General features: G+C 38.3%; 14 protein-coding genes. 6 read left to right on the plus strand and 8 right to left on the minus strand.

From position 1 onward, the window contains the following. Positions 1-17: 17 nt before the first annotated feature. The 3 genes from V7138_RS13395 to V7138_RS13405 form a co-directional block, all read right to left on the minus strand. Entirely contained in the window at positions 18-152 is a 135-nt protein-coding gene (locus V7138_RS13395) for a hypothetical protein (protein ID WP_335398125.1), read from the minus strand. A gap of 83 nt (positions 153-235) precedes the next feature. Beyond that, a complete protein-coding gene (gene splB / locus V7138_RS13400) occupies positions 236-1,261 on the minus strand; it encodes a spore photoproduct lyase (protein ID WP_335398127.1) in 1,026 nt (341 codons plus the stop codon). Further along, the gene (locus tag V7138_RS13405; RefSeq protein WP_335398129.1) at positions 1,258-1,497 is read right to left on the minus strand and encodes a transcriptional regulator SplA domain-containing protein; all 240 of its coding nucleotides are present in this window, start codon (positions 1,495-1,497) and stop codon (positions 1,258-1,260) included. The genes splB and V7138_RS13405 overlap by 4 nt, the downstream gene beginning before the upstream one ends. Before the next feature lie 172 nt (positions 1,498-1,669). On the opposite strand from V7138_RS13405, the gene V7138_RS13410 reads away from it, so the two are divergent. Then, positions 1,670-2,095 carry a YugN family protein gene (locus tag V7138_RS13410; protein ID WP_335398131.1) on the plus strand — a complete coding sequence of 142 codons (426 nt, stop codon included), beginning with the start codon at positions 1,670-1,672 and terminating at the stop codon, positions 2,093-2,095. Between the two features lie 29 nt (positions 2,096-2,124). On the opposite strand, the gene uvsE (V7138_RS13415) is transcribed toward V7138_RS13410, so the two are convergent. Together uvsE (V7138_RS13415) and uvsE (V7138_RS13420) are read right to left on the minus strand one after the other, a co-directional pair. Continuing rightward, positions 2,125-3,090: a UV DNA damage repair endonuclease UvsE gene (gene uvsE / locus V7138_RS13415; RefSeq protein ID WP_335398133.1), complete on the minus strand. Its 966-nt coding sequence runs from the start codon at positions 3,088-3,090 to the stop codon at positions 2,125-2,127. Positions 3,091-3,150: 60 nt separating this feature from the next. Then, on the minus strand, positions 3,151-4,104 hold the full coding sequence (gene uvsE / locus V7138_RS13420) for a UV DNA damage repair endonuclease UvsE (RefSeq protein ID WP_335398135.1): 954 nt from the start codon (positions 4,102-4,104) through the stop codon (positions 3,151-3,153). Positions 4,105-4,253: 149 nt separating this feature from the next. Between uvsE (V7138_RS13420) and V7138_RS13425 the strand changes: the two genes are divergently transcribed. The 3 genes from V7138_RS13425 to V7138_RS13435 all read left to right on the plus strand — a co-directional run bounded on the left by V7138_RS13425 (position 4,254) and on the right by V7138_RS13435 (position 6,929). After that, on the plus strand, positions 4,254-5,141 hold the full coding sequence (locus V7138_RS13425) for a hypothetical protein (protein WP_335398137.1): 888 nt from the start codon (positions 4,254-4,256) through the stop codon (positions 5,139-5,141). A 57-nt stretch (positions 5,142-5,198) separates the two neighbouring features. Next, positions 5,199-6,209 (plus strand): macro domain-containing protein, encoded by a 1,011-nt coding sequence (locus V7138_RS13430; RefSeq protein WP_335398139.1) that lies wholly within the window; start codon positions 5,199-5,201, stop codon positions 6,207-6,209. Positions 6,210-6,293: 84 nt separating this feature from the next. Further along, complete coding sequence (locus V7138_RS13435) at positions 6,294-6,929, plus strand: vWA domain-containing protein (RefSeq protein ID WP_335398141.1); 636 nt, start codon at positions 6,294-6,296, stop codon at positions 6,927-6,929. Between the two features lie 61 nt (positions 6,930-6,990). On the opposite strand, the gene V7138_RS13440 is transcribed toward V7138_RS13435, so the two are convergent. After that, the gene (locus V7138_RS13440; protein ID WP_335398143.1) at positions 6,991-7,818 is read right to left on the minus strand and encodes a hypothetical protein; all 828 of its coding nucleotides are present in this window, start codon (positions 7,816-7,818) and stop codon (positions 6,991-6,993) included. Positions 7,819-8,048: 230 nt separating this feature from the next. Between V7138_RS13440 and V7138_RS13445 the strand changes: the two genes are divergently transcribed. After that, a complete protein-coding gene (locus V7138_RS13445; protein ID WP_335398145.1) occupies positions 8,049-8,525 on the plus strand; it encodes a DUF6241 domain-containing protein in 477 nt (158 codons plus the stop codon). A 267-nt stretch (positions 8,526-8,792) separates the two neighbouring features. Next, a complete protein-coding gene (locus V7138_RS13450) occupies positions 8,793-10,052 on the plus strand; it encodes a S8 family peptidase (protein WP_438824358.1) in 1,260 nt (419 codons plus the stop codon). Between the two features lie 43 nt (positions 10,053-10,095). Here V7138_RS13450 and V7138_RS13455 read toward each other — a convergent pair whose 3' ends face one another. Continuing rightward, positions 10,096-10,431: an ArsR/SmtB family transcription factor gene (locus V7138_RS13455; RefSeq protein ID WP_335398148.1), complete on the minus strand. Its 336-nt coding sequence runs from the start codon at positions 10,429-10,431 to the stop codon at positions 10,096-10,098. Between the two features lie 21 nt (positions 10,432-10,452). After that, the gene (locus V7138_RS13460) at positions 10,453-12,210 is read right to left on the minus strand and encodes a SulP family inorganic anion transporter (protein WP_335398149.1); all 1,758 of its coding nucleotides are present in this window, start codon (positions 12,208-12,210) and stop codon (positions 10,453-10,455) included. Positions 12,211-12,592: the final 382 nt, after the last annotated feature.

Genomic DNA, 12,592 nt, shown 5'->3' on the forward strand with positions numbered 1-12,592 from the left:
TGGGTCACCTCATTTTATTATTTTGCACCTTTTGCGTTAGGATCTACGCTATTGCCTCCATAGTCTGGTACATGGCTTGCATGTTCTTCATGATATCTTGAACCTGAGCCTACTTCACTGTTGCGTTGTTTGTTCTTTTTTTGCTTTGCCATCTCTTTCACCTCTGTGTTTTGTTTGGGACAATGTCCTGTCCCTGTGTCCCAAAGGACCTGGTCGTAAGTATTGTTACCTTGGTTTATGTGAAGTATTCTAGTTTTGCTTCTGGGAAGAATTTTTCCATGTAGGCATATAGATGTTGTTTAATATCTTCTTCTTCGTCTTTTTGATAAATGTATTTTCCGATTCCGTATTTCCCCCATTTATATCTTCTTTTTTCTTCATCCAATTCTAATTTGGTCATGGGGTAGTTTTTTTCAATTACTCTTTTGGCCGGTTTTGTAAAGCGGTGTTGGATGAATTCAAAGGTTAAGTCCTTTTTTGCTTCCGGTGGCAGCTCAGCCTCTAATCGTTCAAACATTTTGTAGTACCCTTCTTCCCATCCTTCATGAAGATAAATAGGGGCTACGATAAATCCAAGAGGGTAACCGGCTCTTGCGACTTTACCTGCTGCTTCAATTCTTTTTTCTAAAGGGGATGTCCCAGGCTCGAAATTTTTCACGATATAATCCGCATTTACACTGAAACGAAATCTTGTTTTACCATTGTGTTTGGCATCAAGTAAGTGATCCACATGATGGAATTTCGTTACAAATCTTAATTTACCAAACTCAGATGTGCCGAAGTGCTCGATCGCGCGTTTTAGGGTATGCGTTAAATGGTCAATCCCCACAATGTCTGATGTACAGGATGCCTCAAATCTCGTGATTTCAGGAGCGCGTTCTTTCATATATTGATCAGCCGCATCAAGAATGTCATCGACATTTACATATGTACGAATGTATGGCTTTGTTCCCATCGTTGTTTGCAAGTAACAATAATGACAATGGCCCATGCATCCCGTAGCAAAGGGGATGGCGTACTCTGCTGAAGGCTTTGACGTATCAAATTTAAGCGTCTTTCGAATTCCGACAACAAGTGTTGATTTCGCAACCCGATATTTTTGAAAGTCATTATCACCTGGTAAGTTTCTAACCTGGTTATGGGAAGTTGTATACCGAATTTCCACATCCATCTTTTCAAACTTTTCAAGAAGTTGTTTTCCTAACGGGTAATCTAATGCTTTTGGTTCAAAATAGATGAGTTTTGGATTAAATGGCTTCATTCCAATGTCCCCTCTGAAAGCTCACCATAGTAATACTCATAGGCTTGGTTTGCTTCTTCTTCTGTTGAATAAACAGCGACCTCATCCGATAACGGATAATACGTTTCATACAAAAATAGCGCTAACTCATTCGGCCTCTCAGGGTGATTCACCACAGCTGCAGCCTGTATATTGGCTACATCCTGAGTATGGGGATTGCGATAAAATACATAGACAACATCTCCCGGTTGATACATGTAACATCACCTTTTCAATTTTTATCAAAGCGTAAAGATCGTTTTTCTCATTTTTTCATTTCTTCCTTGAAGTTATGTCTACTTGTTTATGGAAAATTGGGTTCCATGTATGTTAAAACGTTATTTTGAAAATAATACCAGTAGTAACTATGATAATTTGAGGTGAATAGGTGTGATTGCATTAAATTCGGTAATAGAGGGGAAAAAGGCTAATTTTGGTGCTGTTCGCGATATTTTTGATTCGCACGGTTGCAGTTTTTGCAGTAATTTTGAATATGACCAAGGGAAATTCGATGCCGTGTTAAATCGTGAAAATGGTGAAACGATTTATTTGCGTGTTCCTTTTTTCGTTGTTGACGGAGTGCTGGATCATTCAAGTGCTCACATTCAATTTGGGACGCCGTATGTGATAAAGCATATCGTGAATTACGGGTTAGACTATGACCAAAACTCTTTTGTTACAGCAACTACTGGACTCGATCAATTCCAAACACCACTTGATAAGGACGGACAAATATCAGATAAAAGCCGATGGGAACAAGCTGGTGTTGAAGTGGTAGAACGTATTTACAACTCGATGAGAGACTTAGTATCGTAAAATGGGACGAAGCTTTTTCGTCCCATTTATTACTTCAAATAAAATGAAGAGCCATCAATGATTTCTACGTCACCCCTCATTTTGATTTCTTCCATTAGTTTAAAAAGGGCTGCGTCTTTTTGCTTAGCTTCAATCATACAGTCAATTTGTGGAACGCTTCCTTTTATTTCGTGTAAAAATGTAAAAAACATCTCGATATCCACATAGTCTGAATGATGACGAAAGGTTTCTTTGCTTTTTGGACTTGAAATATGCATTTTGATTGGAAGTGGGGATTGCTTCCATGTTTGGACCACTCGATCCCACTGATTTTCCCAATTTGGGTTTTGGTGATGGGCTAGGTGGTGGTGATAATCAAAAACAAGTGGAATATTTAATTTTTCACACAGGTAAAGTGTATCTTCCATGGTAAAGGATGTATCATCATTTTCAAGCATGATCATGTTTTGAATTTTTGCCGGGACGTCCATCCAATTTGTAACGAACCGTTCGAGTGAAACATCCGTTTCTTTATAATTGCCACCGACATGCATTACGCAGCGATGGGTAGGCTGAATCCCCATTGCTTTCAATAGAAGATAATGAAGCTTTAAGGTATGTATTGAGTTTTTTAAAATTTCAACTTTAGGTGAGTTAATCAGAACAAAGTGATCCGGATGAAAATCAATCCGAATTCCATGTTCGTTCGCAAAATCTCCAATTTCGCGAAGACTCGATTTTAGTGGTTTGATATAATTCCAGTCCAGAAGCTCTTCATGATTGGCTAATGGGATGAGACGCGAGGTTAGCCGGTAAAAATGAATCTCAGATGCAGCATTATGCTTCAACAGTCGTAACGTATTGTGTAGATTTGTTAGAGCAATCCTTTCCAACTTATGAATCGCTGCTTCACGATCTTCAATTTTTTGAAATTGAGCGAATGTCATTGTTTTTGAAGGGGAAGCATTCTTTAGTTCCATACTCATTGCCACATATCCAAGCCGGACCATTGTCACCGGAACTCACCTCACTTATTTTTCATTCAATCCTAGGACAGTGGACCTGTCCCTTCGTCCTTACCACTCGACCGTTGAACTAGATATTCGTTTTACTCCTCTAATGGACGAGATGTCTTCGATAAGTCTGTGCATGGCCAGGTTTTTTTGCTTTGCTTCAATCATGATATCGAAGTCTTGATTGAGGTCTTTGGCCATTTTTAAAAATGGCATGATAAAGTCTAAGGACACAAAATCGGCATGGGAACGATAGGCTTTATCTGATTTTGGTGATGAAATATGAACTTTTGGTACTGTTGGTTTGTGGTCCCATGTTCGAAAAATACGCGCTAAAAAGAGTGTAAGATCGACTCCTTCGCTGTTTGCCATATGGTGATGGTAATCAAGAATCATCGGAATGCTTTCTTGTTCGCAGACGATAAGTGTTTCCTCCACATTGTACGTCTTATCATCATTTTCAAGTGTCATTTGTTTTTTGATTTCAATAGGTAGTTTCTTAAGGTTTTGATGGAATCGCAGGAGCGATGTTTCTTTGTCTCCATAGGCGCCACCAATATGTATATTTAGGATTCCTTGTTCAAGCGCATTCAGTGCTTTCAGCATTTTAAAATGAAATTTCATATCCATTACAGCATTGATCGTCACTTCTTCTCTTGGACTCGTGAAAAGAGTGAATTGATTCGGGTGAAAGCTCACTCTCATCTTATATTGATGAATGAGTTGTCCAAGCTCTTCCCATTCATTTTTGAAGGGAGTTATAAAGTCCCACAATACTTCTGGATGAGTGGCTAAGGGAACGAGTGAGCTTGAAAGCCGATAGACTTCAATTTCATGTGCAATATTATAGTGGAGAATCCTTTTAGTATGAACTAAATTCTGTGCGGTAACGAATTTAAGCTTTTCCATTCGCTCCTCTTTGGGGAGTGCGGCATACCGTGTAAAGGTTAATGATTTAGACGGACTTGCATCCCACAAGCCTAATGCATTCGCAACATAACCAAATCGAATTCGCATGTTTACCCTCATTTGTGACGAGAGTCAGTCTCCGCGTCTCATTTTTTATTTGTTCTCAGGAAAAAGGACCTGTCCCTCTTACCGATTGTTTTGTTATATTTAATGTAAGGAGAATAAGCTGTTATTATACAGATTTTTTTGGGGAGATGATGGGGATCGAAAAGTATTTTCGGACTTTTGGGGTGTTGGCTTTGATTGGGTGTTTGGTTTTAAATATTATTTTATTATCAAAGGTAAATCAGCTAGAGGAGCAAGTGAGGTATCTTTCTGGTTCACAGCAAGACATTTCTTATCGAATCGATGATCAAGCAAGTCAGGTGTACAATACATTAGAAGAATTTAAAAATGAACAGAGTTGGATGGGTAGGATAAGCATGCAGTTCGATCATAAAGGGGTAAATGATGGTGAAGCTTTTGCCACTTTTAAGTGGCAGGTGAAGGAACTTCAAAAGGATTCAGATGTAAAGTTTCATTATTCTTTTGCGGATAGTGAGGAGTATGCAACGATTACCCCTGATGAGCTTAAAAACGGACTTTTTCAAGCGAAGGTGCCATTTGACTTTAAAAAAGAGCCTCAATGGAGAGTTGGTCTAATTACTACTGACTCCTACCACACTGAAGAGGTATCTGAAAAAGAAGCAATTGACGGACTCCAGGATACAATTACCTTTTATGTCACTGTTTCTACTGACGATATGGTAAAAAGCAGTGAAATCCAACAAGAATTTTTAGAGGATATAAAAACTAGTTATTATGGAACGATCCACACCGATGTTCATCTTTTTAAGTCAAAATTAGATATAACATTGACAAATTACGTGATGGATGGAGAAACGATGTACGTGGAAAAGGCAATCCTTCAAAAATATAAAGGAAACACATTAATCGGAGAAGAAGAACTTCAAGGGATAGAGGAAAACTCCTCAAGCATGGAGCGCTATTTCCACCTCAGTCAGGTTGATCAATACGAAGATATTAAACTAGTGATGAAAGTCATTTATAACAATGGGGATACCTTTGAAAAAGAAATCTATTAATGGGATGGAGGGACAAGTTCACTGTCCCCGTATCCCACGGGAATGGAGACAAGATAGATGCCATTAGAGATTGTTCGGAATGATATTACACAAATGAAGGTGGATGTGATTGTGAATGCTGCAAACACTGAGCTGAAAATGGGTGGTGGTGTGTGCGGCGCTATTTTTCGGGCTGCAGGCGTTGACGAACTCCAAGCTGCATGTGATGAAATCGGCAGCTGCCAGGTCGGACAAGCAGTCATCACCGATGCTTTTCATCTTCCAGCTAAATTCATCATACATACACCTGGGCCGATTTGGCAGGATGGGTCACAGAATGAGGCGAAGCTTTTACAATCTTCCTACTCTCATTCATTAGAACTAGCAAAGCTCCATCAATGCGAGTCTATTGCTTTTCCGCTCATATCAACTGGAATCTATGGGTTTCCAAAAGAGGATGCCTTACAAATTGCAGTTTCGACGATTGGTTCATTTTTAATGGAACACGATATGCTTGTTTATCTGGTAGTTTTTGACAAATCATCCTTTGGTATGAGCAAGAAGTTGTTTACCTCGATTCATGAATATATTGACGAGCATTATGTAGATGAATTTGAAACAACATTCAGTCGTGTTAGAAACATCGAACATTATTCTGCAGAACCGATACAGGACGTGCAAGAGAAGCTCTACGATATCGATGATAACAATCAAGTCCAAAGTCATTTAATACAACTAGTCAACCAATTAGATGAATCATTTTCAGAAAGACTTTTTCGTTTAATTGATGAAAGAGGTATGACCGATGTAGAGACGTACAAACGAGCAAATATTGATCGTCGATTGTTCTCGAAAATCCGCAATGAAGCAGACTACACCCCTAAGAAGAAGACAGCAATTGCCTTTGCTATTGCCTTACAATTAAATATCGATGACACCATGCATTTATTGTCCTCAGCTGGTTACACATTAACTCCTAGCAGCAAATTTGATGTCATCATTGAATTTTTTATCAATCGAGCAAATTACAATATTCATGAAATCAATGAAGCTTTATTTATGTTCGACCAGCCCTTATTAGGAGCTTAAAAATGTCGCTTTTGAAGCGACCAACTGTATTGGAAATCTTGTTATCCTACTCTTGTAAAGAAAAATCGAACGGAGGATAACGAGATGAAAACAGAATTAGTATTTATTTTAGATAAGAGTGGATCAATGTCGGGTCTTGAAGCAGACACGATTGGCGGTTACAATTCAATGCTTAAGAAACAAAAGAAGGCAGAAGGGAAAGCCTGTGTTACTACCGTTTTATTTAATCACCATTATGAACTTTTGCATGACCGCATCAACGTAAAGGGGATTTCACCCATGACTGAAAAGGATTATGAGGTTAGTGGAACGACTGCCTTATTAGATGCAATCGGTTTTACGATTCAAAAAATAAACAATGTCCAAAAACACACCAGCAAAGAGGAACGAGCTGAAAAAGTTCTATTCGTTATTACGACAGATGGTATGGAAAATGCGAGCCGTGAATTTACATCAGAAAAAATTAAAAAAATGGTGCAATTTCAAAAAGAGAAATATGGTTGGGAATTTATGTTTTTAGGTGCAAATATTGATGCTGTTTCAACCGCAGCGGAGTTTGGAATTGATGAGGACTTTGCGGTGGATTACCACGCTGACGAACAAGGAACACAGTTAAACTATCAAATGGTCAGTGAGGCTGTTATAAATTTGCGCAGTGGAAAGAAAATTGATCGAAGCTGGAAGGAAGAAATCGAGCGGGACTATAAGCAACGTTCTTGAACGGATATAAAAAGCGCCTGATTCAAAGGTCAGGCGCCTGCAGCATCCACGGTAGAAGCCATCATGTCTTATTTACAAGGACTTTGATTTTTCGGTCTGCATATCTGATAAACAGATAACCGAGGAAGAAGGTTAGAAAACTCAATAAGGAATCAAGTACCGTATGTTCAGCTTTTACAACGCCAATTAATTTCAGGACGATATCATAGACAATATACGCAATATTGATCAAAAGAAACCAACTATTCCTTGCGTTTACAATACTCAAAATAGCAAGGACACTTGCAAAAATAAGAGCCGTAATTGTAGTAATTGCAGAACTACCACGATATAAATGCTCAATCCATTCAACGTGGTAGGTCCTCATATTTAAGACGGCATGGAGCAAAAAATGCAGAGGTATAAAAATCCCGTAAAAAGATAAAAGCAACGAACCAAAGTGGATCCATTTCTTTTTTATATGAATCCACCATATTCTTGCTACAGGAAAGTAAATGAATAAACCAATAATTGTATACCAGGGGTTCCACCAATAGGTTTTAAAAATTCCCCATTTGGTAAAAAGGAGTTCAATAAGTGTAAAAAACAATGCTAACGGGAGGCTCCAGTACCACCTACACCTCATCAAGACGAATAAAACAGCAAAAGAAGGAAGTACAAGCCCGTTCACCATTGCACCTAAATGTGAATCTAACTCATCATGTAACAAACCAAGTTTATAAACATAAGCTTTCGCCCAAAGATAGACGAAGTAATCGAATAAAAGGGTTACTCCTGCAACGGTAAAATAAAGGATAAATAACCGAAAGTTTTTTACCTTCCGATACGAAATCCAAAGAACGATTAATCCAATTAAAAATAAAGTTAAATATGCCCAAGTTCCAAGCACTCAAAATATACCTCCGCCTTGCTTAATTATAGGTATTTTTACCTATTTTTGTAATTCTAATACTTTGATAAAACCAAAAATACCATATAAACATGTATTTTATGCTAAAATTAAAAATGGATACAACATACTAAAAAGTAAGAATATGGGGAAATTTTTAGGGGGAAGTAATGAAAACCTGGACCTGGATCATGATTTTTCTACTACTAATAGGTGGCTCAATCGGCCTTATGTTTGGCGTTTATAAAATGTTCGATAGTGGTGATTCGCAAAAAGCAGCCTCTTCATCAAACCAAGCATCCAATAAAGCGGAGGAGTTTGAGGAGCAGACCAAGAAAATTGGTGGTGTCACCTTTGATTTGAATTTAGGTCAAGCACCGCAAGAGAGTGAAGTCATAGCAGCGATGCACCATATGACTCATCAAAAGGTGAAAGCCCATAAAAAATGGGGTGCTAAACCAATGATACCAGACACCATCAACGAAATTTATGAGGTCGTATCAAAAAGTGACTTTACTAGAAAAGAAGATCTTTTGGCCATTTTGGAACGATGGAAAAATGGAGATTTCAGTCAAGCCGATGATGACCATAATTATTTTTGGAACTATCAAAACGGAAATACCGGAGAAGCATATGGCCTAATGAGTGAGGCTGAAGAAAGAAGATTTATTTTAGAAAATTTTGGTGAAGAGTTTTTGCCTGAATAAAGGTTAGTCCAATAGGAACTAGCCTTTTTTTATGGAAAATTAGTCCTTTTTTCCCTCTCGTTTTTCTTCAAAAGCGTTCTTTTGAATCAATGAAGGGAGTGTGGCCTTCCGTTATAATGAGGAGGCGGAATATTCAAAAAAAAGGTGGTGTACCTAGTAATCTGCAAAAGTTTCATTCTGCCAAAGGTCATCGTACTATTTCTACCTAATTTCAAATAAGGATCTTGAAACTGATTCCATCCATTATCTACATATTAGAAATGAGGGATGATTTTGAAGTTATTTTCAAAGCTATTGTCAGTTTTCCTTATTGCGGTTATGTTTTATTCTCTTTTAGCAATTGGAGTATTCGCTGCTCCTGAACAAGACGTATCCTCAAACAACAATCTGCGCGTATTAATTCAACCACTCAATAAAAATGACAAATCAAAATTAAAGTCTGTATATGGGGCACGATGGGATTTTGAATCAAAGGGCTTCACTACAACCGTAAATGAACAACAATACAATGCTCTATTAAAAAATAAAAATGTGAAAATATCACTTGTTGGTACAGCCTCGATTGCTGCAAAACCAAAAGCAGGTGGAGAAGTAGTTCCTTCAGACCGTACTCCATGGGGAATTGAAGCCATTTATAATGATCCTCAAATTGCAGCTGCAGATGGTGGGGACAATATTAGGGTAGCAGTCTTGGATACTGGAACCAATATTAATCATTCTGATTTACAAGCTAATGTTGAGCAATGTAAGGATTTTAGTCAAAATAAATCTCCATTAATCAATGGCTCATGCACCGATAAGAACGGCCATGGAACACATGTAGCGGGAACTGTATTAGCAAATGGCGGCAATGGAAATGGTATTTATGGGGTTGCACCAGATGCAAAGCTTTGGGCATATCGTGTATTAGGAAGCAGTGGCTTCGGCTATTCCGATGATATTGCTGCTGCCATCCGCCATGCAGCAGACGAAGGTAAGAAATTTGGAGTGAAAGTCGTCATCTCTATGTCATTAGGGTCAAGTTCAAAGGATTCCTTAATTGCGGATGCTGTAACATATGCTGTTAATAACGGGGCTTTAGTAGTTGCAGCGGCAGGTAATGAGGGTCCTGCACCGAACACGATTGGGTTCCCTGGTGGACTTCATGATGCAATTGCAGTAGCTGCCTTAGAGAATGTGCTGCAAAATGGTTCATACCGCATAGCTGATTTTTCTTCAAGAGGTAATCCATCGACTGCTGGTGATTTTGTGATTGGCGAAAGAGATGTGGAATTATCAGCACCTGGTCGTGCAATAGAATCTACATGGAGTGATGGAACGTATAATACAATTAGTGGTACATCAATGGCGACTCCTCATATATCAGGTTTAGCAGCAAAAATTTGGGCAGAAAACCCAAGTATGACAAACCACCAATTAAGAACTGAGTTACAAAATCGAGCGAAAAGTAATGATATTACGGTGGGACAATATGCCGAGACGGGTGACGACATAGCTTCTGGATTTGGTTTTCCATTGGTTAAGTAAATAAAAACGGCTAAAATGAATTTTGATCATTTTAGCCGTTTTTCTATTCGTTTCCCTCTTCTCCAATTTTATCGAGAAGGGAAATGGTATTGACTAGGTGGTTATTAAAAATTTGTTTTGCCACTGAAAGCAGCTCAACAATCATTGGATCTCTGAGAGAGTAGATGACCCGATTGCCATCCTTTGTGCCATACACAACATTTTTAGCACGTAGTACAGTTAGTTGCTGGGACACGGCTGACCCTTCGCTGCCGATTAGGGTTTGAATTTCATTCACATTTTTATCACCCTCAGCAAGAAGCTCTAAGATTCGAATCCGTAATGGATGTGCAAGGGCCTTAAAAAAGTCAGCCTTAAATTGCTGCATTTCTAAATTCACTACCTTACCTCACTTTCAACATTAACTAAGGGAAACACTTTTCTTGTTGACTACTTTTTCTTCGACTCCGGATAAAACCTGACACTCTTTAAAGGCAAAATGTCTACAGCCCAAACATTTATTATGATGAATCTGCGTAAGTGCAAAATCAATCGCATCACCAGTATGTTCAAAGAAATTTTCTTCCCCAATGAGCTCATATAGACCCGTTTTTTGAAGGACGCTCATAGGCTGTGGTTTAATTCCTGAGATTAACACAATCCCATGCTTTGAAAAATCCTTTACAATACTAGCTAGTCTGGCTTCTCCTGTTGTATCCATAAATGGGACTCTACCAAGACGCAAGAGAAGAACTTTAGGCTTGTAATAGATTGATTTCATAATTTGTTGCTCAAAAGCCTGTGCTGCTCCGAAAAATAAAGGTCCCTCCACATTATAAATACTAATTTGCGGACAATCATGTGAATCGGTGACAATGCGAGTATCCATTTTTTCATTCTTTGTTTCCGGGTTCGGTAACGCTTTTTCTGTCACTATTATATCACTCATTCGCTTAGTAAAAAGAACAACTGCTAAAATTAGCCCCACTTGGACTGCAACGGTTAAATTCATAAAGACCGTTAATAAAAAGGTGACAATCAAGACAAGTGAGTCTCCGGTTCTTGTTTGTAAAACATGATAAAAGACGCGACGTTCACTCATGTTCCACGCAACAAGCATAATAATCGGTGCCATACTCGCTAACGGAATTTTTGAAGCATAGGGAGCAAATAAAAGTAAGACAAGTAGAACAACGACACCGTGGATGACACCGGAAAAAGGTGACACAGCCCCTGTTTTAATATTGGTTGCTGTTCTTGCAATAGCACCTGTCGCCGGGATACCACCAAACAAAGGAGTCACCATATTCGCAAGGCCCTGACCGACTAATTCCCGGTTACTATTATGCTTGCTGTTCGTCATTCCATCCGCGACAACAGCTGAAAGAAGCGACTCAATGGCCCCTAACATCGCGATCACAAATGCTGGTTGAATCAATTGTTTTATTCGCTCAAATGTTATATCAGGAAATTGAAAACTTGGCAGTTTACTAGGAATGTCTCCAAAGGTTGAGCCTATTGTGGCTACCTGGGTTGGATAAAAGATTGCCGCAATTCCTGTCGATAATAGTAAAGCAATTAATGAGCCAGGTACTTTAGGAAAAAGCTTTGGTGTTAATAGCAGTACCACTAAACAAATAGAAGCAGTTAAAAGGCTATAAAGATTGATCTCATGAAGATGGAGGACAATTTCTCTCATATTATCCAAAAATAATTCATGCTTCTCAATCTGATCAAGACCAAGAAAGTTTGGTACTTGCCCGACAAATATAATGATGGCAATACCGGATGTAAAACCGATCGTAACGGGACGGGGAATAAATTTGATTAAAGAGCCCAGTTTAAAAATTCCCATCAAGAAAAGGATGATCCCCGCCATAAAACCTGCAATTAATAGATTTTCAAATCCATAGGTTGCAACAATCCCAAATAAAATCGGAATAAAGGCACCAGTGGGTCCCCCGATTTGGTATTTGGAGCCTCCAAAGAGTGAAATAAGAATACCCGCAATGATGGTCGTATAGATCCCATATTCAGGTTTGACGCCTGAAGCAATCGCGAATGCCATTCCAAGAGGAATGGCAATAATCCCAACAACGACGCCAGAAATAAGATCCTTTTGAAAAGATTGAACCGAATACCCTTTAAATCTCCCTGAAAAAGCCCACTTTTGTAGCATTTTTATCCTTCCTTCTAAATAATAGAATATCTGATTATTTGAATATACATATATAAAATTTACTCCTATTAATCTATAAAGTCAAAAAAAAAATTTGTGGTAACTAAAAAAGGCCTGCCTAGAAACCAGGCAGGCCTTAAGATAAATTGTTATTTTAAAAAATAAATAAGTTTTATTAACTATATAAAAGCCATGTAAATAAATTTTAAATCAATATTGCAATATAATATATAAGTGTGTATAATAGCTCAAGTGGTCATAAAAAAAATACTTCGACAAAAACCTACAAAAACTCTTGCAATACATTTACAAACTTGTTATAATGTTCACATAATTACTTTTCAAATACGTGCGGGTGTAGTTTAATGGTAAAACCTCAGCC

The organism is Bacillus sp. JJ1533 (assembly GCF_036965045.1).
In the GTDB taxonomy this organism is placed as follows: Bacteria; Bacillota; Bacilli; order Bacillales; family Bacillaceae_L; genus Ferdinandcohnia.

Excerpts from the sequence above, each read along its gene's own strand:
- V7138_RS13425 (WP_335398137.1), top strand. The coding sequence starts at position 4,254 with ATGGGGATCGAAAAGTATTTTCGGACTTTTGGGGTGTTGGCTTTGATT.
- V7138_RS13435 (WP_335398141.1), top strand. The coding sequence starts at position 6,294 with ATGAAAACAGAATTAGTATTTATTTTAGATAAGAGTGGATCAATGTCG.
- V7138_RS13430 (WP_335398139.1), top strand. The coding sequence starts at position 5,199 with ATGCCATTAGAGATTGTTCGGAATGATATTACACAAATGAAGGTGGAT.
- splB (WP_335398127.1), bottom strand. The coding sequence starts at position 1,261 with ATGAAGCCATTTAATCCAAAACTCATCTATTTTGAACCAAAAGCATTA.
- V7138_RS13405 (WP_335398129.1), bottom strand. The coding sequence starts at position 1,497 with ATGTATCAACCGGGAGATGTTGTCTATGTATTTTATCGCAATCCCCAT.
- V7138_RS13445 (WP_335398145.1), top strand. The coding sequence starts at position 8,049 with ATGTTTGGCGTTTATAAAATGTTCGATAGTGGTGATTCGCAAAAAGCA.
- V7138_RS13450 (WP_438824358.1), top strand. The coding sequence starts at position 8,793 with ATGATTTTGAAGTTATTTTCAAAGCTATTGTCAGTTTTCCTTATTGCG.
- V7138_RS13460 (WP_335398149.1), bottom strand. The coding sequence starts at position 12,210 with ATGCTACAAAAGTGGGCTTTTTCAGGGAGATTTAAAGGGTATTCGGTT.
- V7138_RS13395 (WP_335398125.1), bottom strand. The coding sequence starts at position 152 with ATGGCAAAGCAAAAAAAGAACAAACAACGCAACAGTGAAGTAGGCTCA.
- uvsE (WP_335398135.1), bottom strand. The coding sequence starts at position 4,104 with ATGCGAATTCGATTTGGTTATGTTGCGAATGCATTAGGCTTGTGGGAT.